Here is a 25551-nt window from a genome sequence, read left to right as displayed (position 1 = left end):
ACGCTCTGGTTGCTTGACATCCAGACAACCTGGCGATCGGGACCGGCAAAGGACGGTGTGGTTCGGCCATCGCGGCCCCTTCAGCTACAGCTGGTCGTGATCACCAACTACAGGGGTCTGCGTCATCGGGTGTACGGACCCGTCGGCGTGTCGTGATACCCCTTTGCCCCGATGAGCGACGTGAGCGGGCTGAACGGCGACTCCCCTCGTTCGAGCCGCGTGAGGGCCGAGGCGAAGTCATGAACGGGCTGCCACCCTAGATCCCGACGGGCAGCGGTGTTGAGATAGATCCGGTCCAGACTCGGGAACATCTGCCACCCCAGATCGTCGTAGATCTGTGCGTACCGAGGGAAGAGTCGCCGCACCACAGCGGGTGCGTCGACCCTCAGTTCGGCGCGATCCGATTCCTGGAACGGCGTTGTGGCACTGATGATGTACCGGCCGAATCCGATTCGCTGGGCAGACGCCAGTGCACGTTCGTGAGCATCGACGGCGTCGGCGATATCGACCCTCCTATAGAGCAACTCGTTCGTCTTCAGATTCGTGTCCGGGTAGGCCTGTCGAACATCCGGTCTGTCGTCCGATTCCGGGAAGAACCGCGAGGTCCGCAGCACGACAACCGGGAGCCCGTGATCCTGCGCGAACAGCCGACACAGGTCCTCCGCTGCCGTCTTGGTCGCCCCGTATATATTTCGCGGAACAGGGACGACGTCCTCGGTGATCCACGACGCGGGCGCACCGGCGGGAGGCGTCATCGCCCGGCCGAACGTCGTCGTAGAGCTCGTGAACACGAACCGTCCGACACCTGCCCTGACCGATTCCTCCAGCACCGCCAGCGTCCCGGATACGTTGACGTCGATGAAATCCTGCTTCGAGTGACTGCCGACGTGCGGTTTGTGCAACGTCGCGGTGTGCAGAACAGCGTCGACGCCGTCCACCGCATCACGAACCGCCGCGCGGTCGGCAATCGACGCGACGTGCGTGGTGGACGGCGACGCCACGATGTCCAACCCGACAACATGGTGGCCGCGCGACCCGAGTACGCGAACCAGCGCCTCGCCTAGATGGCCGGAACTTCCCGTCACGAGAATGCGCAGTCGAGGCGTCACACGGGACACGCTAGTGTGCACTCCCCCGCGCCTGCTACCGATTTCCTCGCCCGGTGGCGCAGCATGGTGAACACCCCAACCAAGAGTGCCGACCCAGCTGCCACTGCTGGAACGATCAGCGCCCGACGGTAGTCGTCGATTCCTGGAGTGCTGTGGCCACCGGCCACAAGCACCATGGTGGCCAGTGAAATGCCCAATGCCGCACCGAATTGGAAGCCGGTATAGACGATCCCGCCCGCAACGCCGTGCATCGACTCCTCCACGCCTTCGACGGACGCGGACGTCAACGGACCGTAGATGAACGCGAAGGCCACACCGAGTAGCAAGAGCGAGGGCAGAAGGTCTGCAAACCCCGACGTTGCATCCAAGCGCAGTGACAACAGAAATCCGACGGCGACGGCAACGAGACCTGTGATCATCACCGCGATATTGCCGAACCGTTCGACCAAGCGCGGCGTCAGGACGGGCGCAATCACCACCTCGATCCCCATGGCTGCGAATGCGAGGCCCGTGTGCAACGGACTCCAGCCCAGCAACTCCTGCAGATACAAGGTCAATACGAACTGCCATGCGAAGAACGCGCCGATGAACAGCAACCCGACCGAGGTCACCCACGGCAGCAATCCCGAAGTCACGACGCCGGAGGGAATCAGCGGGTCGGCTACCCGGCGCTCGACGAGAAGAAAGGCACCGAGCAGTGCGATCGCAAGGACGATCGAACCCAAACCTGCTGCATTGGAGACAGATTCACCTAGCGAAACGATGCCGTACACGAGCGACACCATTGCTGCGGTGAGAAGAGCGGCACCTCCGACGTCGAATCTGCCGCGAATGCGATCGATCTCCTCCCGAGGTATGAAGACCGCTCCTGCGATCAGGAAAATCGATCCCAGAACGGCAGGCGCGAAGAACACGGTCCGCCAACCCCACGACGTGAGCACGCCACCGGCCACCACTCCGAGCAGAAACCCAGATGCACCGACCGCGCCATAGATTGCCAGAGCCTTGTTGCGAAGTGCCCCTTCGGAAAACGATGTCGTCAGCAGACTGAACCCCGCAGGCGTCATGAAGCCTGCGGTGGCCCCGGTGATGAACCGAGCCGCAATCAGCACCGACGATTCCTGCGCGAGCCCACCCAGCACGGAGAACCCGATGAACACCGTCAATGCAGCCAGGAATACCCGTCGACGCCCTAGTACGTCGGCGACGCGCCCACCCAGGATCATGAAGCCTGCGTATGCCAGCACGTAGGCGCTGATCACCCAGTGCGCAGATCCGGTGGACAGTCCGATATCTGCAGCAATGCTGGGAACAGCCACGTTCAGCATCGCGATGTCGATACCTTCGAGGAACAGGGCACCCGTCACCACCGCCAACACAGCCCATGCGCGTCCGGTTCGCTCGAGTTCGACTTTCGGTTCGGTCACAACCCACCCCCTGAAGAAAGAGTTCTCGGTTACTTCTTGTAACCGACCTGAGCGTGGGCCATCATGGACAAATGGCGCAAGAAGGCACTTCGAAGTCAGTCGATTACCTCCAAGGAACCGACCAGGTCACAGCCGATTGCTGCCATGGCGGCCGTGACGCGTATCAATGGGACAGCCGTGAGGACTGCGAGGTCCGCCAGATTCTGGACCGCATCGCCGACAAGTGGTCACTTCTCGTCATCGCTCTGCTGGACGAGCGCACGCTGCGCTTCGGCGAACTCCGCCGCGAGATAGACGGGATCAGCACACGGATGCTGACTGTCACCCTGCGCAATCTGGAACGCGACGGTGTGGTCCAGCGACGCATGTACCCGGAGATCCCTCCCCGCGTCGAGTACAAACTTTCACCACTCGGCACGACGCTTCTGAGCACTATTCAATCGCTCGTCACGTGGACCGAGCAGCACCGGGGAGCGATCGCACAGGCGCGAGAATTGTTCGACGCGAGTACTTCCGACGTCAGCTAGCGAGTACAAAGCTCCCGCTCGTACCAGCGATCCGAATAGCGACAATCGTTGAACGGTTCGACCCGCACAAATCCACTTCGCTCATACAATCGGCACGCCTCGGTCAGGTCCGATCGCGTGTCCAGCCGAACCGTCGAGCACCCGTGCTCGCGCGCAACCGTCTCCAGATGATGCAACACCGCTGCGCCGATGCCGCCGCCTCGGCGTCCAGGCACGGTGAAAACCTTTGTCATCTCAGCTATTCCGTTATCGACGAATCGAAGACCACCGACACCGACAGGAGCGTCCTCCTCGAACGCGACCACGAGGCAACCGTGAGGAGGACGAAGATCGTCGATTGGTTCCTCTACGAGTGCACATTCGACCTCGAACGGCGCTGCGGGTCTCCCGTGCCACCGCGAGACGATATCGAACATGTAAGCCAAGACGATGTCCGACGCCACCGCGCTGTCCGGCTCGACCTGCCGCAGATCCACTAGCCTCCCATTCACGCCCGAATACCGCCCTCTGCTACTCCCCACGCACGGGTGACGCAGCCGCATAGGCTCTCCACATCCGCGCGCCCAACTCCCGCTGACCAGCTGCGTTGTAGTGTATCTTCTCCGTTTCGCTGTTGTACATTCCCTTCGGCCCTTCGACGAACACGACCCCGGTGCGACGGCGCGGTGTATCGCGGTGCACTGCATCGATCACCGGGTAGTCGGGATGACCCGACTCGATCTCGTCGGGCACCATCTGGCCGATGACGAATGGAACATCGCCGAACTCTTCACGCACAGTATCGATTACATTGTCCAACTTCTCCGCGTACACAGGACCCGAGGTCAAGGGGACGTCACTTTCCCCTTGATGCCACAGGACTGCTACGAGCTCGCTTCCCTGCTGCGTAGCGAGCGCAGAACTGATGCGCTCCATGCCATTCCAGAACAGATTGAGCCGTGCTCCGCGGTCGGCCGGATCCCAGGAGACGCCTCCGACCCGAGCGAATGCCGAATCCCCGCGCGCGTACGGGACCAACAACACCGGTCTCCCGCTAGAATCGGCGAGCTTCCGCGCGAACGCTGGTGCGAAACCCACTGCCTTCGAGGGAACCTCGTGAAACAGCGGATCGCAGCCCGCGACTATGGTGTCCTTCGATCGGCCCGACGCCGCCCACTGATGCACCCGCGGATGAGGCGCATCGAGACCCTCACGATCGATACCGACACCGGCCCCGTGAGCATTGGACTGCCCGAGCACCGCGACGACCAGATAGGGATCCTCGAACGGGACTACCGGAACGCCGGTTCCCAACCGCCGCTTGATGACATCTTTCGCTCGCACTTCCACGTTCTTGCGCAGTCCCACAGTCCCACCCCTTCAGCTGCAGTCGTTCGCGACGGGATCGCCTGCGAACCGCTCACCTATCCACTGGTTGACTGCGTCACCATCGACGTCGCCATGACCTTTGCCCTGTTGTCGATCGATCGTGACGACACCGCCGCGGGCGCACGCCTCCACGAGCGCGGCATCGGTCCACTGGACGTCGATGTACGTATCGGCGTCTCCGTACACCACCAGCATCGGTGCCGACGCCTGCGACTGTGGAACTGACATGCGCGACAGTAGATTTCGCAATCGATCCGCGGAATCCTCGCTCGCAGGCGCGAAATCGTAGGTGCCGATCCTCGCTGCCGCCTCGGTGCGCGCGGCCGCCTTGTCCTGGGTGCAGCCCGTCAACGCATCCCAGTCCTGAGCTACCGAACCGCGGCGGTAGTCGTCGAGATCTAAATCCGGGTGCACGCGTGCAAGGGACTCGAGCAGCCATTGCATCAGCGGTGCTTGGTCCGCTGTCAAGGCGCCGTCCTGAGCTTTGTCCACCAGACCGACCATGTTCGCACTCGGAGTCAAGCTAGCCGATCCCACGAGATCGAGCTCCGGAGCATACGACGCGGCGAGCTCGTTCGCCGCCCATGCGGCGCCCCCGCCTTGAGATCCGCCGAATGCTGCCCAACGAGACGACACCCCGGGGAGTACGTGCTGCAGAGCGCGGACGGCGTCGATCATGTTGTAGCCTGCTGTCTGGTTGTCCAGATACGGATGCACCTCAGTATGCCCGAGGCCTTGGTAGTCGGTGATCGCCACGGCATACCCTGCCTGCGTGTAGCCGGCGGCGAGGGCCGACAATCCCATCAGATCTCGGCGAACAGAAGGCGCACAGGCTGATTCGATTCCGGTCGTGCCGTGACCGAACGAAATCACCGGCCAACCACCCTCGGGGGCTTCGCCCGCAGGGGTGAACACACTGCCCGACACCTCGGTCTCGGCCCCGTCACCACTCCGCGTCGACCGGTATACGACGCGGACTGCATTCAGGCCCGTTCGCGTCACCGTCCAGGGAAGATTCGGCATGGTCTCGGCGCTGATCACCGACCCCGGGCCCACACCCCGATCAGCGACGGTCAGCGATTCGGCAGGCACTGGCCGAGCAACGCCCTCCACCAGAGCAGGTACCGAAACCAACGCCGGTACCGCCGAGGCACAGCCGGTCGCCACCGCGAACACCAACACGATCGACGCCCAACGCCGAGCCGCACCTGCTCGCACGACGAACCGACCGAGCCGCAGCACTATTTGCCGGACTTGTACTTGCGCGCCACCATCAGGGCAGGCTTTTCGACGAGCCGGTACGTGACGGTTCCGAAGACGACACTCACGGCACCCACGACGAGGAAGTTACACAGCATGCCCACCGGGCTGTCACCCTGCATCCAACCGAAACGACCCACCATGATCAGCACCGGGAAGTGCCACAGGTAGACGCTCAACGAGATCGTGCCGACATAGGCCAGTGGCGCCCAGTCGGCCCACTGCGCGACCTTCGAATTCTGCCCGCGCGCAAGCGGAGCGATGATGAACAGGATGAGCAGCGCAGATCCAAGAGAAACGAACGTGGACTGCCACCGAGAGTTGTCGTCGATCAACTTCAGCGAGACCGCCGCAACCGGAAGCATGGCCAGCCCGGTCCACCACCGCATCCGCGTACTGACCCAGCCCTTCAGAAGCCCGCTATCCACGGCGACGAAGATGACTGCTGCAAGCATTCCGAACGTGAAGTTGTCGGCGAGCGAGAAGAAGCTACGGCTCAGCACCGCAACCTCGTTGGGGCCCCAATCCAACAGCATCGGATCGGTGACGCCCGACGGGCCGACGCGGCTGGCCGTGTACAGCTTTCCGACCACGCCGATGGCGAACAACGCGACCACAGGAATCAGCGCAAGAACCGGCGCGCTGAGGTTCGTCCGGCGTTGGAGAGCGAAAGCGATGCTCGCGAACAGAGGTAGCGCGATGTAGAACATGAGTTCCAGCGTCAGCGACCACGACGGGTTGATTCCGGTCTGCAGCATCGACGGGATGTACGAATGCACAAGCGTGAGATTGCCCAGCAGTGTCACGGGATCGGTGATCATCCCTAGTCCCGCATCGGTGAAGTGCTCCTCCGATGCCGCTGCGTTCTCCAGAAACACTGCCCGCATCACGAAGTTCGCGAACAGGAAGATCACGATGTACGCCGGGAACACTCGCAGGATCCGGTGAACGGCGTAGCTTCTGTTGTCCGGCATCGGCTTACCGGCGAACAACCGTCGGACCATCGGAAGAAAGATGAGGAAGCCGGACAGGGCGAAGAAGAAGATGAGCCCTTGACCGAGCAGCCCGAGCTTGTAGGTCGACACCGTCGCAGGGCTGTTGTGTCCGCCGACGTGGACCGCGAGTACGCACAGGCACGCGACGCCGCGTGGTCCGTCGAGGCCCAGAATCCGCGCCGGCCTTCTAGCCGGTTGCGGCTCTGCAGCAGCGGTCGTGTTCGGATGTGCAGCAGCAGTGCTATCAGGAGTTGCTGTCATGGCTGCGCCTTTGTTTCTCAGGGTTCGTCGAGCACGGGGCAATAGTCGAGGGCCGGCTCCCCAGCGAACCGGTCACTCAACCATGCGAACGCAGCAGCTCCATCGATGTCTGCGTGGCCGGCCTCCGGCTGGAGGATCGGCTGAATGGAATCGCCGCGCGCACAGCCGGCCGCTATGGCACCGTCCGTCCATTCCTGCGACACGAGCGTGTCCTTGCCGCCGTACAACACCAGCATCGGTGCAGCTGCGTTCGCCTGCGGCAGACTCATCTCCCGTAGATAGCCTTCGAGCACACGCTCGGCTTCCGGCGTCGAGGGCTTCAGGTCGTCGTCGCCGATCTGCGCGGCGACTGCCGTGCGGTCGGCCGCCAAAACGCCTCCACAGGCCGACAATTCGTCCCACCGTTCTTTCACGATGCCGCGGCGGTAGTCGTCGAGATCCATGTCGGGGTAGGACCGAGACAACCCCACGAGCACCCATTGCAACAGTGGCTTCTGATCGGCGGTCAACGTTCCCTCCGCAGCCGCCCGCGCAAGTCCGGTGATGTCTGCCGCGGGTACCAGGCTGACCGAGCCGAGCATTTCCAGGCCGGCTCCATACGAGTTCGCGAGTTCGTTTGCAGCCCAGGCTGCCTGGCCGCCCTGAGAGCCGCCGAACGACGCCCACCGGTCGGACGTGTCGGGAATCAGCTTCTGAGCGGCGCGTACCGAATCGATGAGATTGTTTCCTGCGGTCCGCGCATCCAGATAGGGATGGTACGTGCCCTCCATGCCGAGACCCTGATAGTCGGAGACCGTGACGACGTAGCCCGAGCGGACGAGCGCCGTCACGATCGGAGAACTACCGAGCAACCCCGGATCGGTCGATGGGCCACAGTCCGGCAGTACTCCGGTGGTGCCGTGCCCGTACGCGATCACCGGCCAACCCCCGTCGGGGGCAACGCCTTGCGGCGCGAATACCGTTCCCGACACCTCGGTGGGGGAACCATCGACACCCGATGTCGACGCGTAGACCACCCGGGCTGCCACCGATGAAATCGCGCTGATCCGCCGATCGATGGTGAGTAGCTCCTCCGCACTCTTCAGGCTGCCCGGACCGTCGTCGGCGTAATCCGCCTCGATCGTCCCGCCGAATGCAACGGAGCTTGGATCCACACTCACGCCCTCACTGCCGCATCCGGCTACGAGCAGCGCGATCGACATCACGGCGATACCACCGAGTCTTCTCACCTAGCCACTCCCCCTGTGAAGCCGATGCGCTCTCGCGCTATGTTCTCGATCTGTGATCTCGACGAAATGGTGTCGCGACGAACTCCTGATCCGACCACAAGCACCGCGCTCACGACGAAGCCCATCACACCGCCGAGAAGCAGATTCGACGACAGCGTCCCGGAGGCAGACGGAAACGACGCGGCATCGATCAGCACCACTTCCGAGACCGGTCCGTCAGCACCGAGGTCGATCTCCTCGACAAGCTCGATCAGGTTCAGCGCAACAGAATTGGCCACATCTCGCGCGGTCCCAGCATCATCGGAGGTTGCGTTGATATCGATGAGCGCGGAGCCAGGCGTCGGGATCACGAGCAGGTTGGACGCGAGCTCCGCGGGAGTGACATCGAGGTCGAGGTCGACGATGACCCGGCGCAGAACCTGCTCACTCGCCGCGAGCCCGACATAGCTTTCCACCCGGACCAGCGAGCTGCGGTTGCCATCCATCGCTGCTCGAGGAGACGACGGCCCTGGCGCCGTGAGAAGAACTTTCGACGCAGCGGTGTAGGTCGGTGCCACAAGAGATTCTGCCAGCCAAGCCGCGCCGACGGACAACACGGTAGCGGCGAGGATCAGTGCCCACCCACGGACGAGCATCCGACCGTAGTCAGCGAGACTGGGCGCCCCGGTCGACACCGGCGGGGAGCTCATTCGCTCTGCTCGCACGTGTCCACGACGCGCTGCCCCGCGAAACGGGCTTTCACCCACGGCAGCGACCTGCTGCTGTCGAGGTCTCCATGACCTTCGCCGCTGTGCAACTCGTATTCCACGACGGTGCCGGACTCACATGCACGTGCCAGCGCTTTCTCCGTCCACGCTTGCAGGATCAGATCGTCCTCGGACCCGTACATGACCAGTAGGGGCGAGTTCGACGTCTGCTGCGGCAGAGCCATGTCCGTCAGCCACCCACGCAACCGGTCCGTTGCCTCCTGGCTGACCGGGCGGAGATCCGACGCCTCAAGGCCCGCAACGAGTCCGGGGACCGCATCGGAGCCGGGGGGCACGCATTGCATGAAGTCGTCCCACCGCTCGCGAGCCAAACCCGAACGGTAGTCGTCCAGATTCATCTCGGGGTGCGTGATGGCCAGACCGTTCAGCGCATACATCAGCAGTGGGTACTGTGCGCGCGTGAGTGTGCCTGCCGCCGCGGAATCCGCGAGACCGGCCATGTCCGAAACCGGAACGATCGCAGCAGTTCCCACCAGTTCGAGACCACCGCCGTACTCGGCGTTCCGATCACTGGCGGCCCAGGCTGCCATGCCGCCGAGCGACACTCCGTACGCCGCCCATCGACTACTGAGACTCGGGACCAGGTTCCTTGCCGCGCGGACTGCATCGATCATGTTGTATCCGAACGTTTTCGAGTCCAGATACGGGTGATAGCTCCCGTCGAGCCCGAGGCCCTGATAGTCGGTCATCGTGACGGCATATCCGTTGAGAACGAGGGCAGCCACGATCGGCGCACTCCCGAGCAGGTTGACGTACTCCGAGGGGCCGCAGTTTCTCAACACACCTGTTGTTCCGTGCCCGAACGAGACGATCGGCCACCCGCCGTCCGGCGCTGTGCCGCCGGGGATCACGACGGTGCCCGAGACTTCGGTCGGGTTACCGTCAGTTCCCGACGTGGACCGATAGACCACGCGCGTCGCCCGTGCACCAAGTTCGGTTATGTCGACCGCGATGTCGTCCATCGGCGTGTACGAGATGAGCGCCCCGGGGACTGCCCCACCCACGATGGGCGGCGGATCCGGTTGCGGTGCAGGAACGGTCGCAGTGATAGGAGTCGTCGGAGTATCAGGCGAGAGCACCAGCACCTGATCCTGCGAGCAGGAAACGAGCAGCGCCATGGCCGAGAGCAGTACGCCTGCTCGCACTACCCGTGCGTGAACCATGCTGCTAGCCTCGGCTGACGGACGACGCCGAGGACTCGCGGCCCTCGACCTCGGTCTTCGGCGTCGCTGCCGGCACCGACGTATCTCGTCGCGCGCGTCGAGGTGGCTCGAACGTGGTGACGACACCGAGGACCTTGCCGCCGACCCCGTCGAGGGTGGTGATGGCCTTTCTCAGTTGTTCGCGGGTGGTCCGGCCGATCCGGGCCAACACGAGGCTGCCGTCGGACAGCGCAGTGAGGATGGCGCCATCGGAGACCTCGAGCAGTGGAGGAGTGTCGACGATGATATAGCGATACTGCCCGCGTAGGGACTCGAGCAGCACATGCGCACGGTCGGAACCGAGCAGCTCGCTCGGGTTCGGGGGGATCGGACCGGCAGGCAGCACATTCACACCGTCGACGACGTCGGTTTGAATTGCGTCCTCGACCCGATGTTCACCCGACAGCACCGTGCTGAAGCCGCGCGTCTGATCGATGCCGAGCCGATCGGCCAGCGTCGAGGTTCGGATGTCACCGTCGATGAGTAGAACCTTGTGGCCGGCTTCGGCCACCACGGAAGCGAGGTCGATCGCCGTGGACGTCCGGCCTTCCCCGTCCACCGGGCTCGTGATCGTGATGACCCGAGGTGGAGATCCACCGCCGAGAAAGCGAATGTTGGTGCGAAGAGTGCGGAGCGGCTCGCCCATCGTGGCCATCGACGCCACCGGAGTCTTCGGACGGTCACCGTCGACGGGAAGTCCCCCGAGCACTGCCTTGCCGGAAATCTCCTCCGCGCGTGGACGATCCCGAACCGAGCGATCGAGCAGTCCGCGTGCAAGGGCGAGAACGAGGCCGAGTAGACATCCGATCACTGCGCCGAGTCCGAGCAGGGACACCAGCCCGGCTCCGAGCGGACTACTCGGCACATCCGCTTGATCGACGATAGTGGCGCCAGCGGCCGGGCTACCTCCACGCTGTGACGTCTCGAGCTCCTGCACCAGCTGAGTGAGCTGACCGGCGACCGCGTTGGTCAGCGCTCGCGCGACCTCGGGGTCGGCATCGGTGCTGCACAGATCGAGGAGAACCGTCTTCTCGATGGGTGCCGCAGTTACTTTGTCGCGCAACTCGTTCGCGGACAGCGGTAACTGAAGCTGAGTGACAGCACGCTGAGCGACCTGGGTGCTCGTCGCCAATCCTGCGTAGGACGTGACCCGCTCCTGCGAGAAGAGATTGTTCTGGTACGCCTCACCCACGGAGCTGCCACCCTCGGTGGTGACGAACAACCGTGCGCACGCCTGATACTGCGGCGTCGAGATCAACGAATACACCAGGCCCGCCACGACGCCGAGAACAGTCACGATCGCGACGATCCACCAACCGGCACGGAGAATCCGTCCGTACTCTCGAATCTCCACGATTGCTCCAATCGAAAATTACCCGCCCCGCCAGAAACAATAGGGTCCCGGCACCAATCCAGCATTACTTAGAAGTTGCAGTGATGTGAAAGCGTGACAACATCAATGCCTATGAGCATCTCGAAACGAGTCGACGTGGCCGCTATCGTCGTCGTTCCGACTTTCGTTACATTCCTGATGATTCTCGGCGGAACACCCGCAAAACTGGTCGCTGCCGCACTCGTCGTATTGACGGTCGGAGCCTACATCGGACTTCGTCATCCACAGTATTTGACTCGTGCTCTTGCATTCTCCTTGGGCGCATTGCCGTTCGGCTACGTTCCAGGAGTGCACGCGCCCCTGGTGTTCACTTTGGGGGGCGCCGTCATCATGGCTTCGGTGCTTCATCGCACAGCGGTGAGTCGCATCACAGTCGGCGAAGGTGCCGTCATTGCCCTCGTCGTCACCTCGGCGTTGTCCGTATTCGCGACGGGCAGCGCACTCGTCGACTATGCAGAATTCGGCAAGTGGCTGGTATCGACGCTCGTCGTAGTGGCACTCCTGAGACTTCCGCGCGAGGAATTGGAGCTGTTCGGACGGATCTACGTCTATGCGGCGTCGGCGGCCGCCGCTTTTGCAGTCGTCATCTTCGTGGCGGATCCCACCGGCAGGCTGATCGGCTATCTCTCTCCGTTCGGTTACGGAACAGAAGAGGAGAGCACCCGCTTCGTCTACACCGACGGCGTCGCCACGGTGCGCCTGGCCGGGACGTACATCGACCCCAACGCTGCTGGTATCGGCCTGTTCGTCGCACTCATGCTGTGCGTGTTGCTCATCCGTGGCAGGTTGCGAGTCGCCCTCGCACTGCTGCTGTTCGGATCCATCGTGCTGACCCTCTCCCGTGCGGCACTGTTCTCCGTGGTCTTCGGCGTCGTACTGATGCTGCTGTTCCAGAACCTCAGAACGAGGGAACGCGCGGCGATCATCGGCGGATTCGGTCTCGCCTTTCTCGGTGCCCTTGCCGTCCCCACCATCAGAAATCGGGTGTTCTCCTCGTTCGGTAGCGGTGACGCCGGATCCTCGGCCCGCGGTGACGCACTCGTCGATTTCCCAGGTCACATGGCTGGGCACTGGCTGTTCGGACTCGGATGGGGGCGAGAGGAGTTCAAGGATCCCAGTACCGCGTTCGACGTCAACTACGTCGCCAACTCCCCCTTGCTGTCGGTGTACCGAGGGGGAATCTTCACCGGATTGGCCTTCCTGGCAATCATCGTCGTCGGCGCTGTCCTCGGGTACCGCTGCCTCCGCTCACAGCACTGGGAGTACGGGTTCATCGGTGGCGGATTCATCGGATTCTCGATCGTCGCCTTGCAATTGGATTTCCCGGTAGTCACCATTCCGGCGTCCACGATGGCCTTTTCCGTACTGATCGTTTTTCTCGTCCACGCGTGGGAAAAGGCCACCGATAACCTTCGTCGAGACGGCGAAGCTACACCAATTTCAGCTTTCCGCCTGAATACTGTAATAGTGCCTGACCTGCAGTTTCGTACCGTTTGTGATGGTTCGTTCCGTTTGTACAAAAGTTCGATCTTGATGCAATGATTTCGAGATTCGGCTCACATCAGCCCCTTCTGACGAGCCCATCCCGGAGAGAACTTCGCCTCATGACCAGGACACGAATTCGCTCGCTCCTCTCGGCTGCATCCGTTGTTCTTCTCAGCTCTGGGCTTCTCTGGTCCGGACCGTCACTCGTCGCAGCGCCCGACAGCCCGCTGGGCCCACCTGTGTCCCAGGCCCAGACGATCGCGAACTCGGTCGGCGTATCCGACAACGGAGGGTTGCTGTGGGCCAGCGACGCCGACCTGAACACGACGTTGTACATGCTCTCCGCGGCGGGAATCGGCTCTATCCGGTTGTCGATCCCCTGGTCGAACATCGAGTACACGCAGAATCAACTCCAATGGGGCGCGGTCGACCGCGTCGTGAACGCCGTCCACGCGAAGGGCATCTCCATCCTCGGCATCATCGCGTACACGCCTCCGTGGGCGACATCGCCCGTGGGTCAGCCCCTCAACACTCGGCCCGCCTCACCTGCGGCGTACGGCCAGTTCGCGGGCAAGGTCGCCGCTCGATACAAGGGCAAGATCCGCGCGTACGAGATCTGGAACGAACCGAACGGCGCCATGTTCTACGGCCCGACACCCGACGCCGCCGGCTACACCCAGCTCCTGAAGGCCGCCTACCCCGCGATCAAGGCAGCTGACAAGCAGGCGACGGTCCTCGGCGGATCACTCGGAGCTGTCGAGGACGCCCCAGGCATGACCAACCCCGTCACGTTCACCAACCAGATGTATGCCGCTGGCGCGGCAGGGTATTTCGATGCGTTTTCCTACCACCCGTACCAGTACACGGTGAAGTTCGCCGAGGGCGTCTACCTCGATCATTCACCGGCGCGCCAGGTCATGGACATCCGCGCTGCGATGGTCGCCAACGGTGACGGCGCCAAGAAGATCTGGGCGACTGAATACGGTGTACCGACCGCGGTCGTATCGGAATCCGTGCAGAACGACATGATCACCCACTTCATCACCAAGTGGCGAGAGCTGCCCTATACAGGCCCGATCTACCTCTATCAGCTCCGCGACCAGCAGACCGGTAGCAGTGACCCTGAGATGACCTTCGGGCTGATGAACACCGACTGGACCGGGAAACCGTCCCTGTGGGGTGTGATGTCCCAACTCAGCGGAGGCTTCCCCAGATCCGCCGAATACACCCGGTTCCAGTCCGTCCCCACCACTCTCGGAGCAGCGTTGACACCGGTCTTCACGATCAGCGGGACCTGGGCCCAGATTCGTGAGAACGCCGTGGTCTTCGAGATGCCCAACGGGTTCATCGCCTCGCCCCGCGCGGTCGCAGAAGCCGTCCGCTACACCGGGTTCCTCCCCACCACGGGATTCAACGGTACCTACCAGGACTTCAACAGCCCCTACGGCCTGCGCGTCTTCTCCACCGACATCGGCGGTACCAGGCTCATCGGTGGCGGAATCGTCGCCGCCTGGGATCCCACCCTCGGCCCAGCGACCTCGGACGAAGTTCCCATCGCAGGCGGGGGTGTGCGGGTTCAGTTCCAGTACGGATCGATCACGTGGACCCCGGGTGCCGGGACCACGGTGACTCGGTAGCACCCCACCGCTCGGCCCCACACCGCTCGGCCTCACACCGCTCGGCCCCACACCGCTTGAATGGTCCATCCATACGGTCAGATGGCATGGGCGGCACATCCATGCGTTCTTGACTATCCAAGAATTCGACCTGTCGAAACGTGGTCCACTATTGGATTGAATGCTGGTCGGTTTCATTTTTCTATTGGGGCGAATTCGCAAACTGCAAAGTGCAGTACCCGCAGGCCTTATTTCGTCCATGTTAATTCTGGAGGAATGACGAGTTTCTATACGCCTCTCGGGTGAGAAATGCAGTGTGAACCACCTCACTTACCTCTACCAATTACGGTGAGTAACGGATACTCATATAGCGAACGAATGACACCGGTCCTCTATCGGTGCCTGCAGTTCCTATCCCGGTCGGGGGATGAAAGACACGCACGACGATCACGACACCAATGCTGGTGTTCGATCGTATGAATCTACTCAGCAACGCTGAGATGAATCACGTCCGTCATCAGGGGGCGATGTTCACTTCGTGCACGGTTCGACACGACGGGTTGACGATGAAAACTGTCTACATTGCTCCACCATGCTGTTCGACTCGACACCTGCGGCGCTTCCAGGTCCGCGGATGAGCGTCGAGCAGCTGCCGATCCGGGTCGCGATCGCGCACGACTACCTGACCCAGCGCGGCGGGGCCGAGAAGGTCGTGTTGGCCATGGCCCGCGCCTTCCCTGAAAGCCCGATATACACAACGCTTTTCGAACCATCGACCACGTTTCCGGAGTTCGCCGACCTCGACGTACGTCCGTCACGGCTCAACCATGTCGGATTCTTGCGGAAGAATCATCGTGCGGCCTTGCCTCTGCTGCCGTTTGCGTCGCAGTCGATCACGATCGACGCCGACGTGGTCCTCACGAGCACGAGTGGCTGGGCACACGGCTTCCGAACGTCCGGCCGGACCCTCGTCTACTGCTATTCACCTGCCCGATGGTTGTACGAATCCGAGATGTATCTCGGCGAATCGAGCAGCCTTGCCAAGCGAATCATGTTGAAAATACTTACTTCTCCGCTGCGCAGGTGGGACCGTCGAGCTGCAGAATCCGCCGACCGGTACCTGGCCATATCCACGGTCGTCCAGAAGCGAATCGCGGACGCCTACGGATTCTCTTCCACCGTCCTCCCTGCGCCCTTCACCGTCGAGAGTGCACCGGAAGAAGCTGTCCCCGACGCCGAACCCTGGCTCGACGGCGACAGCTTCTATCTGTGCATCTCACGTCTGTTGCCCTACAAGAACGTCGACAAGGTCATGGCGGCATTCGCCGGTACCGCACGCAAGCTCGTCGTCGTCGGGCGCGGACCCGAAGCGGAGCGCTTACGAAAGATGCAGTCCGACAACATTCTCATGCTCAGCGACCTCACCTCCGGGCAAATGACCTGGCTGTACAGCAGGTGTAACGCCGTGGTAGCCGCGAGCTATGAAGACTATGGGCTCACCCCCATCGAAGCCGCATATCACGGAAAACCCAGCGCAGTGCTGCGTTGGGGCGGATTCCTCGACACCGTCGAAGAAGGGGTATCGGGAGTCTTCTTCGACGAGCCCGAACCGGATTCCATACGCGCGGCCGTCGAACGGCTGGAACACACAACTTGGGAGCCGCTGAAAATCTCGGCTCATGTGGAGCAGTTCAGTGAAGAACGCTTTGCAGCAGAACTGATTTCGGCAGTCACCGACATCCACGAACACATAATCGAGAGGAAGCTGTCGCGATGACGAAGAGGGCTTTGATCACCGGAATCACGGGCCAGGACGGCCTCTACCTTGCCGAACTGCTATTGAGCAAAGGATACAAGGTATTCGGTTTGCTTCGCGGACAGAACAATCCGAAGGCCCCCATGCTGGACCGTGTGCTACCCCAGGTGGAAGTTCTCACCGGCGACCTCCTCGATCTCTCGAGCCTGATGCGGGCTTTCGCCGTCGCAGATCCCGACGAGGTCTACAACCTCGGAGCGGTCTCCTTCGTCGCCTACTCGTGGGAGAACGCTCGCCTCACCACCGACGTCACCGGCGGCGGAGTGCTCAACATGCTCGAGTCGACGCGCCTGTACCAGGATGTTGCGGGCAAGCAGGTCCGTTTCTACCAGGCATCGAGTTCGGAGATGTTCGGTAAAGTTCAGGAAGTCCCGCAGCGTGAGGACACACTGCTGTGGCCGCGTTCGCCGTACGGCGTCGCCAAGGTCTACGGGCACTACATGACCATCAACTACCGAGAGTCCTACGGCATGCACGCCAGCTCGGGGATTCTGTTCAACCACGAGTCTCCTCGTCGCGGCATCGAATTCGTCACTCGGAAGGTCACCCAGTCGGTCGCCCGCATAGCGCTCGGTATGCAGAGCGAAATTGCACTCGGCAACCTCGACGCCAAACGCGACTGGGGCTTCGCCGGCGACTACGTCGAGGCCATGTACCTGATGCTTCAGCAGGACGTCGCCGACGACTACGTCATCTCCACCGGTGAGACGCACTCCATCCGCGAACTGCTCGACCACGCGTTTGCCGCGGTCGACATCACGGACTGGCGGCAGTACGTCCGCATCGACCCCCGATTCTTCAGGCCCGCCGAGGTCGACCTGCTCGTCGGCGACTCGGCAAAGGCCCAGGCACAGCTGGGGTGGAAGCCCAAGGTCGCTTTCGACGAACTCGTGAAGATGATGGTGCACAACGACTTGGCGGAGCAGTCGCCCCACGCCGTCAAGATCGCGTGACCGGTCGGCGGCCGACGGCCCTCATCACAGGGGTCGCCGGACAGGACGGCAGCTATTTGTCGGAAGCGCTCGTCGAACTGGGATGGGCGGTACACGGCGTAGCCAAACCGGGTTCGGCGGATCTCGTCGACAACGTCGCCATGCACAGCTTCGATCTCGGCGAACCCGGCGCGGCAACCGCCCTCATGGGTGCAACCGATCCCGACTACGTCTTCCACCTCGCAGGCATCTCGTCGGTCGGGCAGTCGTGGAGCGATCCGGTGCTGACCACCAAGGTCAACGGCGTGTCCGCCGCCTCACTACTCGATGCCTGCTACACGCACCAGGAAGCGTCGGGAAAGCGGGTGATGGTGATCAACGCGTCGAGTGCAGAGATCTTCGCCGGCTCGGGGGTGGCGCTTCAGAACGAGGAGACCCCGATCGCGCCGACGTCACCGTACGGAGCGTCGAAGGCCCTCAGCCACACAATGGTTCAGGTGTATCGTTCACGTGGCCTCGAGGCCAGCAACGCCATTCTGTACAACCACGAATCGCCGCGCCGGCCCGAAACCTTCGTCACCCGCAAGATCACCAAGGCTGCCGCTGCGATCGCACGTGGAACGCAGAGCACACTGGAACTCGGCAGCATGTCGGCCGAACGGGACTGGGGCTGGGCGCCGGACTACGTCGCGGCACTGGTCAAGATGGCCGAGTACGGCAAGGGCGAAGACTTCGTCGTAGCAACGGGGCAAGCACACAGTGTGGCCGACTTCGTTGCGGCCGCTATGTCGGCAGTAGGCATCGGGGACTGGCAGAACTACGTGCGCGGAGATCCCGACATGCTCAGACCCGCTGACTCGGCCAGAATGGTCGGCGACGCATCCAAGGCGCGGACAGTGTTGGGCTGGGCGCCGACAATGGACTTCGAGCAGATCGTCGGAGCGATGGTCGAATTCGACATGAGCGAGGAGATGGCAGCATGACCGCAGCAGAGAAGCCGGCCGCGGTGCCGGAGGTTCACCACGCCTCGGACTACAAGATGCAGGACATCTCGTTGGCCAGGAAGATCCGAAATCGCATCGGCACACTGGGTTTCAACATGCTCGTCACCTACATTCCGTCGCACATCGTTCGCCAGAACTTTCTTCGCGCGTTCGGGGCGAAGATCGGCAAGGACACCTCGATCTTCCGCGGCACGACGATTCTCGACATCGAGAACCTCGTCATCGGTGAAGCCTGCTCCATCGGCTTCCGGTGCATGTTCGACGCCCGGGGCGGAATCACCATCGGCGACAACGTCGTCATCGCAAGCGACACCCACATCATCGGCGGCTACCACGATCACAACGATCCCGCCTTCAAACCGATCCTGGAGCCGACGTTCATCGGCGACTACGTGTGGATCGCGAGCCGGTGCACGGTACTCAGTGGTTCGAACATCGGGCGCGGAGCCGTCGTCGGCGGGTGCTCGATGGTCCGCGGCACGGTGAACGAGCTCGAGGTTGTCGCAGGCACCCCCGCCAAGGTCCGCAGCATGCGCGACCCGAACGCGCTTGCGTACCGACCGAAGTACCGTCCGTTGTTCTACTGACCCCCTGTGCGCGCGAGAAGAAGGGAACCATCCGAGGTGGTGAACTTGAGCGACGTTCGTCTCGTCTACGTCGCCCCCCGATCCGGTGTGGGTGGCGTGGGCGACTACGCCGACGACTTCGCCGACGCCGTACGACCGTACTTTCGCGAGGTGCTGGAGTATCGCCACGACGGTCCCGGCGGTGACTCGGTCCGCGATATCCTGGCTCACCGCAGAGCAATTCGAGCGCTCGTCGACGACCCCGAACGTACAATCGTGCATTGCGAACTCAGCGGTGGCTCGGTGGTTCCGTTCTGGGCTACCTCGAACCTGAGCGGCGTCGACGTCACGGCGACGGTCCACGACCCACCCGGGCTCGTCTGGTGGCCGGCACGGACGAAGTTCCTGGCAGGCCGGAAGCTCCTGAACCACGGTCTTCACTACCCGCTGCGGTTCCTGTGGCGACGCCTGGAGCGTGCAGTCGCAGGAGAGCGAACGTTGTTCGCTCTCACCAAGACCGGAGCGAGCTCACTTGCCGCCGCATACCCGGAAGCAAGTGCCAAGGCCAGCACCTTGTTCGTACCCGCTCGTCCCGACCTGACGCCCGCCGAGGAACGACCGCTGGCCGTCGGCCTGTTCGGGCTCGTGTACCGCGGCAAAGGATTCGATCAGATTCAGCAGTTTCGTGACAGGCTCCCGCGCGACATCGCGATTCGGGTGGCCGGCCGCGGGACCGAGGATCTTCCCCCGGTCGACGGCGTCGAGATAGTCGGCGAAGTGAACGGTACCGACGAGGATGCGTTCTTCGCGTCCATCCGAGCACTCGTCGTGCCCTACGGGCGACGGACCATCTACGGCGACGCCTTCCCCGCGTCGTCCGTCGTGACCCGTGCAATCGCGTACCAAACGCCGATCGTCGCCATGAAGTACGGTGCCCTCGCCGAATCCGACGGTGGCGCAGTAGTCGTCGACGGAGACATCGAGGCCATTGCCGACGCGACAGCAGCGGTGGTCACCGACACCAAGGCGTTGAGCACGCTTCGACGCGAAGTCGAGGCCGTGCGCCAGGCCAACACACCTGAACTCGTCGTCGAGGACTTTCTGTCGGAGTGGCGGAAATGAACGCGAACCTGGTCAAAGCAGGCGTCGCCGCTCTGTGGACATACGGTGGACGTGGTATCGGTCTGCTGTGGACCGTCGCGCTGATCGCCCAACTCGGCATCGCCGATTACGGCCAGTACGCGATGGCATTCGCTCTCGCTGCGATCATCGCTGCGCCGCTGGATCATCCGTTCGGGGTCCGCTCCATTCGGATCGACGAACCGGACTACCTCGCCGAACGCACGACGCGTGCCCTGCTCGGTGGTGCGCTGATCGTCCTCGGGCTGTGCGTGATCGAGGTCAGCTACATCGCATGGTTCGCTCTCGTCGTCGCCGGCGGCGAGATGGCGTTCAATGCGTTCAAGAGTCGGGCTCTGCGTGACGGCCACCCCGACGTCACACAACGCATGGACACCGCACGTCAGACGTCGAGCATCGTCCTGGCGTCGGCGTACCTGTTCCTGGTTGCGGAACCGACGCTGCTGGTCGCGAGCCTGCTGTACGTCAGTCCGTACCTGGTCATCGCGGTCGCCGCCCTCGTGCAGGCGAAGGTCGCCCGGCCCGCAATCCCCGGTTCGTGGCGCGAGATGTCACTGCTCTTCTCGGAAAATCTCGCCAACGCCGTGTACATACAGGGCGACGTCCTGCTCCTCGGCTACCTCACCGACAGCACGATCGCCGGCTACTACTCCGTCGCGTCGGTGACGGCGTGGGCGGTCGCGTTCATCGGCCAGTCGTTCGGGCATACCTTCCACGAGAAGTTGCGTGACGCAGGTGGGCTCGTGTCGGCCGGACCGGCGCTGGGGCACACCGTCGTACTCGCCTCTGCCGCAGGCTCGTTGCTGCTTCTCTCAGGCATTGGCCTGTTCTTCACGTCGGCGCCGTCCGAGATCGCGGGGGCACTCGTCGTGATGTCCTTCTTCGTCGTCATGAGGGTGATGAACTACGTGTTCACGACCATTCTGTACCTGCAGCACCGTGACCGGACGCGGGTGTTGGCGGCCGCCACGCTTGCGCCGCTCAAGATGGTGCTGATCCTGTGCCTGTTCCCGCTCGGCGCCGTCGGTGCGGCCATTGCGTCGGTCGTCACCGACGCGGTGTTGCTCGTCTGGTTCACCCGCGCGCTCTACCGCGAACCCGTCAAGGAAGAGGTACCCACGTGAGGCGAGCGACATTCCTCCTGTCCAAGGACCCCATCACCGAACACGGCGGTGACATAGCTCTGTCGCGCTTGATGATGCAGCTCGCACGTGAGGCGTTCGAGGTGCGATCTCTGTGCCTGTCGCGGGAAGCAGATCCCTCCCCGGACCCCGATGTCACCCGTATCCCGAAGCCCGGGGTGAACGCTCGATTGCTCGCACGGTCGCTGCGACCGACCCGAAGTATCGTGCACGGTCGCTACGACGCCGATGCCTTCGTCTCTGCCATCGACGAGTCGATCTCGGATGCCTATGTGGCAGAGCACAGTTACATGGCCGAGCCGTTCATCCGCTCGGCGAAGTACGGTTCGCCGTTCGTCATCAACACCGTGAACACCGAATCTCAGGTGTGGAAGGTGACACGTGGATTCGCCGGACGAATCGAGGCGCCGCGCATCCTGCGTGACGAGATCCGCGTCGCGCGCGCAGCAGATGCCGTCGGCACCTATGACGCCGAAGAAGCAGAGATGTACCGCGCCAACGGGGTACGCGACGCCCGCTGGATCGACCTCACTCTGGAACCAGCTCCGCGGCTCGACTTGAGCGAGACCAAGAAACGTCTGGTATTCATGGGCACTCGCGGGTGGCCACCGAACCAGGAAGCGTTCAAGATCGCGCTGCAGTACTGGCCGGCAATCTCGGCTGGAATCGAGGGCGCCGAGCTCTGCATCATCGGCGCAAAAGCCGACGGTGCAACGGATCCCGTCTACCCGGAGGGCGTGCGGGATCTCGGATTCGTCGACGACCTGCAGGAGTTCCTCGGCACCTGTCGTGCCCTCATCGCGCCGGTCGCCACCGGAGGCGGAGTGCGCGTCAAGATACTCGACGCTGCCAGCAAGGGCCTACCGGTAGTCGGAACCTCCGCTGCTGTGGGATCTCTCGGCTCGATCTTCGAGCTACCTACATTCGACGACCCGGAACAGTTCGTCGCGGAATGCCGTCGGTATCTCCTCGACCGCAACACTGCTGTCAAAGCGGGTGAACGGTTGTACGACCTCAACGCCGAGCGGTGGGACGAACGCGCCCCGCACACCTCTGTCGCATCACTGATCGGCGCATCGCTTCCGGGCGACCTAGAATCTCGGCCATGACGTTCTCTGCACGCCTGCTCGGCGTGATCGCGACCGCCGCCCTCACACTGGGGCTGACAGCACCGACCGCGCACGCGGCACCGCCGTCGGGACTCGGTTTCTCCAGCGGTGCACCGTTCGTACTTCTCGACGATGCCACCCTAGGCAACGAGCTCGGCGCCGGCCGTGAACTCGGAGCGGCGTGGGTTCGCGTCGTCGTCAACTGGGCGTCCGTGGAAGCTGCACCGGGCGTGTTCGACTGGGGGAATACCGATCGCGTCATCAACGCTGCACGCGCACAGGGCTACTCGGTACTCGCCGTGCTGGCAGGCACTCCCCCGTGGGCGCAGGGCCCGATTCCGAGCGCGCTCCCCGGGGCTGTCCCGATCGACCCGAACACCTACGGCACCTTCGCCGGCGCCGCAGCAGCACATCTCGGTGACCGCGTGAATTCCTATGAGGTGTGGAACGAGCCGAACATACCGACGTTCTTCGCGCCGGTGGACGCCGCCCGTTACGTCGGATTGCTCCGAGCCGCTTACCCTGCGATTCACGCTGCGGACCCGGGCGCGACGGTACTGAGCGCGGGACTGGCGACGACGATCGACACCGGCGGGTGGACGGTCGCCCCCGTCACGTTTCTGCAGCAGATGTACGCGGCAGGCGCAGCCGGGTTGATGGATGCAATTGCGTTGCACCCGTATACATTCCCGTTCACCGTCGAGAACGACCCGAACGGTCAATGGGCACAGGTCGATCAGGCATACGGCACCATGGCCGCCAACGGCGACGGTGGCAAGAAGATCTGGATCACCGAACTCGGTGCGCCGACCGGCAACGGACCGATGGCGGTTTCCGAGGACACGCAGGCCGCCATCATCGGAAGCAGCATGGCTCAGGCGTCGAAACTGCCGTATGTCGGACCGGTCTTCGTGCACTCGTTGCGGGACTCGGGCACCGACGCGTCCGACTCCGAACAGAACTACGGACTGTTACGCGCCGACTTCAGCCGAAAGCCGTCGTTCGCCGTCGTACAGGGTTCGTGAAGCTAGACGGATACCAGTTCGCGGTCGCGCTGCGGACTTCGGATCACCGCGGTGTGAACACCGACAACCAATGCGGCGGCAGTGGCCGTCCACCCGACTGTGGCACTGTCGAGATCACCTGCCAGGCGGCCCTGTGCGATCCACATCAGCCCCCAGCCGATACCCAACGTCGGGGCGAGCGCGCCGCCAGAGTACGTCGCGAGACCGACACCGACACCCGCGGCAATCGTCACCATCGCGACGGCCCAGAACGTCGCGCCACCGGTGACACCCACGGCGACGAGCCACGCGGTGACGTTGGCGATCGTCGCGACGCACACCCAACCCAGGTACAGGCCCATCGTCCCGTCTGTGACGATCGCGTCGAGGGTGTTCTCGGGAGGCGTCGCCTGGGTCAGCACGAAAACACGAACCAGGACTGCCAGTAGCGACGCGATGATCAGGACGCTGAACCACAGAAGATCCGCCTGGATCGACAGAATCCATGCCGCGTTCAAGAGCATCGACAGGGCGATCGGTCCGCGAAGGGCGGTGTGCCGGGGACCGGCGAAGAACTGCCAGAACGCGTAGGCGAGGAAACCCGCGTAGATGAGGGACCAGATCGAGAACGCAGGACCGGACGGGGCAACGAGCGTCGACGTCGCACTGAGCGCACCGCCTGCGGCATCGGCGATGGGCGTTCCCACCCACGCGCCCGACCCGACGAACGAACCCGCCACCGCAACGACGGCACAGACTGCTATCCCGACCTTCATGCAGCGGGGAATGCCCCGAATCGATCGTCCGCAAACCGATAGGCTTTCCCGATGATCCGACGGCTTGTGATCCTGATCGTGGTCGTCGCGGTCGCGTACACCGGACCACTGCTTGAATGGACCACCCACGCTATCTGACCGTATGGGTGAACCATTCAAGCGGTGGGGCCGCCGGCCGGACCATCGCATGGATGGACCGATGAGACTATCTGATCGTATGAATGGACCATTCAAGCGATGGGGGGCGAGCGATCGGAGCCGAGCGTTCGGGGCCGAGCGCCCTACGCCAGCGTGACTGTCGCGGTCGCCCGGTGACCGAAGATCCGCTTGCCCTCGAACGTGGCGTTGAGAGCGACGACGGCCGTCCGCGACTCTGGGTCGAGCGACTTGATCTTGCCTTCGAACTTGATTTCGGCGGCGCGGTGGCCGTCGACGGGGATCGGCGCGGTGAACCGGACGGTGTAGTCCTTCACGGCACCGGGATCGCCGAGCCACTCGGTGATGTAGCCGCCACCGAGACCCATGGTCAGCATCCCGTGCGCCAACACGTTGTCCAGGTCGATGAGCTTGGCGAACTGCTCGCTCCAGTGAATCGGGTTCGCGTCGCCGGCGACACCGGCGTAGTTGACGAGATCCCCGCGGGTGAGCCGGAAGGTCTTGCTCGGCAGAGTATCGCCGACCGACACGCTGTCGAACGTCACCGTGGGCGAGGACGAGGTGTCCACGACGACGAGTGGTGGATGCTCGACCTGCTCGTCGTCCTCGTGCGCCGCTGCATCCGCGCGGGCGGCCAGCGACGTTGCGCCCTGCATGACCAGATTCTCGGCTGCTTCGACGATGCCCTTGTCGACGTCGCCCTCGCGGCCGATGAGCAGCGTCGTATACGTCGTCTGGACCAGTTCGTTGCGCTGGTTGGACACGATATTCTTGGTGACCATCATGTCCTTGCCCATGACCTCCTTGTAGGAGTCGAGCGAGACGTCGCAGTACAGATGGTCACCGGCGACGATGGGCTGGTGGTACTGCAGGATCTGATCGGTCTGCAGCATCTGGCTGAGGTCGAATCCGACGGCGATCTTCTGCAGCAGACGCTTCTGCGCGAGTGTGCCCACCAACGACATGAACGTCAGGGGCGCGACGACGTTAGGGTAGCCGAGGGCCTTCGCGGCGTCGCCCTCCCAGTGCACTGGATTGAAGTCCTGCACGGCGCGCGCGTACTCACGCACCTTCTCTCTACCGACCTCGTAGTAGTCCGCGGCCCGATAGTGACGCCCGACCATCTCTCGCACGTGCTCTGCTGGGTCGAAGGTCTCGGTGGCGGTCACATTCTCACTCATTCGTGGCAACCTACCGGGCCGGGCGCCGACAGTACATGAGTGGGACCGAGCTTGTGTCACGTCATAGCAGCCCCAACCTGCCACCC

23 protein-coding genes are annotated in these 25551 nt (G+C 63.1%); 11 read left to right on the top strand and 12 right to left on the bottom strand.

The features are described 5' to 3' along the window. Positions 1-122 precede the first annotated feature (122 nt). Together A2J03_RS08545 and A2J03_RS08540 are read right to left on the bottom strand one after the other, a co-directional pair. Positions 123-1109, bottom strand: a complete 987-nt coding sequence (locus tag A2J03_RS08545; RefSeq protein WP_082897690.1) for an NAD-dependent epimerase/dehydratase family protein — start codon at positions 1107-1109, stop codon at positions 123-125. Further along, positions 1106-2536: an MFS transporter gene (locus A2J03_RS08540; RefSeq protein ID WP_068372116.1), complete on the bottom strand. Its 1431-nt coding sequence runs from the start codon at positions 2534-2536 to the stop codon at positions 1106-1108. Before A2J03_RS08540 ends, A2J03_RS08545 begins: the two co-directional genes overlap by 4 nt. Before the next feature lie 71 nt (positions 2537-2607). Between A2J03_RS08540 and A2J03_RS08535 the strand changes: the two genes are divergently transcribed. Further along, entirely contained in the window at positions 2608-3063 is a 456-nt protein-coding gene (locus A2J03_RS08535; RefSeq protein ID WP_068372113.1) for a winged helix-turn-helix transcriptional regulator, read from the top strand. On the opposite strand, the gene A2J03_RS08530 is transcribed toward A2J03_RS08535, so the two are convergent. The 8 genes from A2J03_RS08530 to A2J03_RS08495 form a co-directional block, all read right to left on the bottom strand. Continuing rightward, positions 3060-3479 (bottom strand): GNAT family N-acetyltransferase, encoded by a 420-nt coding sequence (locus A2J03_RS08530; RefSeq protein ID WP_231912437.1) that lies wholly within the window; start codon positions 3477-3479, stop codon positions 3060-3062. The genes A2J03_RS08535 and A2J03_RS08530 overlap by 4 nt on opposite strands. 94 nt (positions 3480-3573) lie before the next feature. Beyond that, positions 3574-4410, bottom strand: a complete 837-nt coding sequence (locus tag A2J03_RS08525; RefSeq protein ID WP_068372107.1) for a sialate O-acetylesterase — start codon at positions 4408-4410, stop codon at positions 3574-3576. A 12-nt stretch (positions 4411-4422) separates the two neighbouring features. After that, complete coding sequence (locus tag A2J03_RS08520; RefSeq protein WP_231912436.1) at positions 4423-5649, bottom strand: alpha/beta hydrolase; 1227 nt, start codon at positions 5647-5649, stop codon at positions 4423-4425. A gap of 23 nt (positions 5650-5672) precedes the next feature. After that, the gene (locus A2J03_RS08515; protein WP_068372105.1) at positions 5673-6947 is read right to left on the bottom strand and encodes an acyltransferase family protein; all 1275 of its coding nucleotides are present in this window, start codon (positions 6945-6947) and stop codon (positions 5673-5675) included. A 17-nt stretch (positions 6948-6964) separates the two neighbouring features. Next, positions 6965-8176 carry a lipase family protein gene (locus tag A2J03_RS08510; RefSeq protein WP_231912435.1) on the bottom strand — a complete coding sequence of 404 codons (1212 nt, stop codon included), beginning with the start codon at positions 8174-8176 and terminating at the stop codon, positions 6965-6967. Next, a complete protein-coding gene (locus tag A2J03_RS08505) occupies positions 8173-8865 on the bottom strand; it encodes a YveK family protein (RefSeq protein ID WP_068372102.1) in 693 nt (230 codons plus the stop codon). Before A2J03_RS08505 ends, A2J03_RS08510 begins: the two co-directional genes overlap by 4 nt. Beyond that, a complete protein-coding gene (locus A2J03_RS08500; protein WP_068372099.1) occupies positions 8862-10106 on the bottom strand; it encodes a lipase family protein in 1245 nt (414 codons plus the stop codon). Before A2J03_RS08500 ends, A2J03_RS08505 begins: the two co-directional genes overlap by 4 nt. A gap of 4 nt (positions 10107-10110) precedes the next feature. Beyond that, entirely contained in the window at positions 10111-11499 is a 1389-nt protein-coding gene (locus A2J03_RS08495) for a polysaccharide biosynthesis tyrosine autokinase (protein WP_068372096.1), read from the bottom strand. Between the two features lie 111 nt (positions 11500-11610). Between A2J03_RS08495 and A2J03_RS08490 the strand changes: the two genes are divergently transcribed. From A2J03_RS08490 to A2J03_RS08445, 10 genes are all read left to right on the top strand, one after another. After that, a complete protein-coding gene (locus A2J03_RS08490; RefSeq protein ID WP_231912434.1) occupies positions 11611-13080 on the top strand; it encodes an O-antigen ligase domain-containing protein in 1470 nt (489 codons plus the stop codon). A gap of 62 nt (positions 13081-13142) precedes the next feature. Then, entirely contained in the window at positions 13143-14660 is a 1518-nt protein-coding gene (locus A2J03_RS08485) for a cellulase family glycosylhydrolase (protein WP_068372093.1), read from the top strand. A 613-nt stretch (positions 14661-15273) separates the two neighbouring features. Next, positions 15274-16416, top strand: a complete 1143-nt coding sequence (locus A2J03_RS08480) for a glycosyltransferase (protein WP_068372122.1) — start codon at positions 15274-15276, stop codon at positions 16414-16416. Next, a complete protein-coding gene (locus tag A2J03_RS08475; protein WP_068372090.1) occupies positions 16413-17408 on the top strand; it encodes a GDP-mannose 4,6-dehydratase in 996 nt (331 codons plus the stop codon). The genes A2J03_RS08480 and A2J03_RS08475 overlap by 4 nt, the downstream gene beginning before the upstream one ends. Continuing rightward, positions 17405-18370 carry a GDP-mannose 4,6-dehydratase gene (locus A2J03_RS08470; RefSeq protein WP_068372087.1) on the top strand — a complete coding sequence of 322 codons (966 nt, stop codon included), beginning with the start codon at positions 17405-17407 and terminating at the stop codon, positions 18368-18370. Before A2J03_RS08475 ends, A2J03_RS08470 begins: the two co-directional genes overlap by 4 nt. Further along, positions 18367-18978: an acyltransferase gene (locus A2J03_RS08465; protein WP_068372085.1), complete on the top strand. Its 612-nt coding sequence runs from the start codon at positions 18367-18369 to the stop codon at positions 18976-18978. The genes A2J03_RS08470 and A2J03_RS08465 overlap by 4 nt, the downstream gene beginning before the upstream one ends. Before the next feature lie 39 nt (positions 18979-19017). Then, positions 19018-20079, top strand: coding sequence for a glycosyltransferase (locus A2J03_RS08460; protein ID WP_231912433.1), 1062 nt, complete (start codon positions 19018-19020; stop codon positions 20077-20079). After that, on the top strand, positions 20076-21221 hold the full coding sequence (locus tag A2J03_RS08455; protein ID WP_068372082.1) for a lipopolysaccharide biosynthesis protein: 1146 nt from the start codon (positions 20076-20078) through the stop codon (positions 21219-21221). The genes A2J03_RS08460 and A2J03_RS08455 overlap by 4 nt, the downstream gene beginning before the upstream one ends. Beyond that, entirely contained in the window at positions 21218-22348 is a 1131-nt protein-coding gene (locus A2J03_RS08450; protein WP_068372079.1) for a glycosyltransferase, read from the top strand. Before A2J03_RS08455 ends, A2J03_RS08450 begins: the two co-directional genes overlap by 4 nt. Further along, on the top strand, positions 22345-23373 hold the full coding sequence (locus A2J03_RS08445) for a hypothetical protein (RefSeq protein ID WP_068372077.1): 1029 nt from the start codon (positions 22345-22347) through the stop codon (positions 23371-23373). The genes A2J03_RS08450 and A2J03_RS08445 overlap by 4 nt, the downstream gene beginning before the upstream one ends. A gap of 2 nt (positions 23374-23375) precedes the next feature. On the opposite strand, the gene A2J03_RS08440 is transcribed toward A2J03_RS08445, so the two are convergent. Together A2J03_RS08440 and A2J03_RS08435 are read right to left on the bottom strand one after the other, a co-directional pair. Further along, a complete protein-coding gene (locus tag A2J03_RS08440; RefSeq protein WP_068372074.1) occupies positions 23376-24128 on the bottom strand; it encodes a hypothetical protein in 753 nt (250 codons plus the stop codon). A 281-nt stretch (positions 24129-24409) separates the two neighbouring features. Beyond that, positions 24410-25465: a fused (3R)-hydroxyacyl-ACP dehydratase subunits HadA/HadB gene (locus tag A2J03_RS08435; RefSeq protein WP_068372071.1), complete on the bottom strand. Its 1056-nt coding sequence runs from the start codon at positions 25463-25465 to the stop codon at positions 24410-24412. Positions 25466-25551 lie beyond the last annotated feature (86 nt).

Source organism: Rhodococcus sp. EPR-157 (assembly GCF_001647195.1).
GTDB lineage: Bacteria > Actinomycetota > Actinomycetes > Mycobacteriales > Mycobacteriaceae > Rhodococcoides.
This window is presented reverse-complemented; position numbering and strand designations above follow the sequence as displayed.

What these genes read in the sequence shown, in the direction of transcription:
- A2J03_RS08485 (WP_068372093.1), top strand. Translation starts at nt 13,143, where the DNA reads ATGACCAGGACACGAATTCGCTCGCTCCTCTCGGCTGCATCCGTTGTT.
- A2J03_RS08480 (WP_068372122.1), top strand. Translation starts at nt 15,274, where the DNA reads ATGAGCGTCGAGCAGCTGCCGATCCGGGTCGCGATCGCGCACGACTAC.
- A2J03_RS08465 (WP_068372085.1), top strand. Translation starts at nt 18,367, where the DNA reads ATGACCGCAGCAGAGAAGCCGGCCGCGGTGCCGGAGGTTCACCACGCC.
- A2J03_RS08505 (WP_068372102.1), bottom strand. Translation starts at nt 8,865, where the DNA reads ATGAGCTCCCCGCCGGTGTCGACCGGGGCGCCCAGTCTCGCTGACTAC.
- A2J03_RS08440 (WP_068372074.1), bottom strand. Translation starts at nt 24,128, where the DNA reads ATGAAGGTCGGGATAGCAGTCTGTGCCGTCGTTGCGGTGGCGGGTTCG.
- A2J03_RS08475 (WP_068372090.1), top strand. Translation starts at nt 16,413, where the DNA reads ATGACGAAGAGGGCTTTGATCACCGGAATCACGGGCCAGGACGGCCTC.
- A2J03_RS08535 (WP_068372113.1), top strand. Translation starts at nt 2,608, where the DNA reads ATGGCGCAAGAAGGCACTTCGAAGTCAGTCGATTACCTCCAAGGAACC.
- A2J03_RS08530 (WP_231912437.1), bottom strand. Translation starts at nt 3,479, where the DNA reads ATGTTCGATATCGTCTCGCGGTGGCACGGGAGACCCGCAGCGCCGTTC.
- A2J03_RS08490 (WP_231912434.1), top strand. Translation starts at nt 11,611, where the DNA reads ATGAGCATCTCGAAACGAGTCGACGTGGCCGCTATCGTCGTCGTTCCG.
- A2J03_RS08435 (WP_068372071.1), bottom strand. Translation starts at nt 25,465, where the DNA reads ATGAGTGAGAATGTGACCGCCACCGAGACCTTCGACCCAGCAGAGCAC.
- A2J03_RS08445 (WP_068372077.1), top strand. Translation starts at nt 22,345, where the DNA reads ATGACGTTCTCTGCACGCCTGCTCGGCGTGATCGCGACCGCCGCCCTC.
- A2J03_RS08455 (WP_068372082.1), top strand. Translation starts at nt 20,076, where the DNA reads ATGAACGCGAACCTGGTCAAAGCAGGCGTCGCCGCTCTGTGGACATAC.
- A2J03_RS08515 (WP_068372105.1), bottom strand. Translation starts at nt 6,947, where the DNA reads ATGACAGCAACTCCTGATAGCACTGCTGCTGCACATCCGAACACGACC.
- A2J03_RS08500 (WP_068372099.1), bottom strand. Translation starts at nt 10,106, where the DNA reads ATGGTTCACGCACGGGTAGTGCGAGCAGGCGTACTGCTCTCGGCCATG.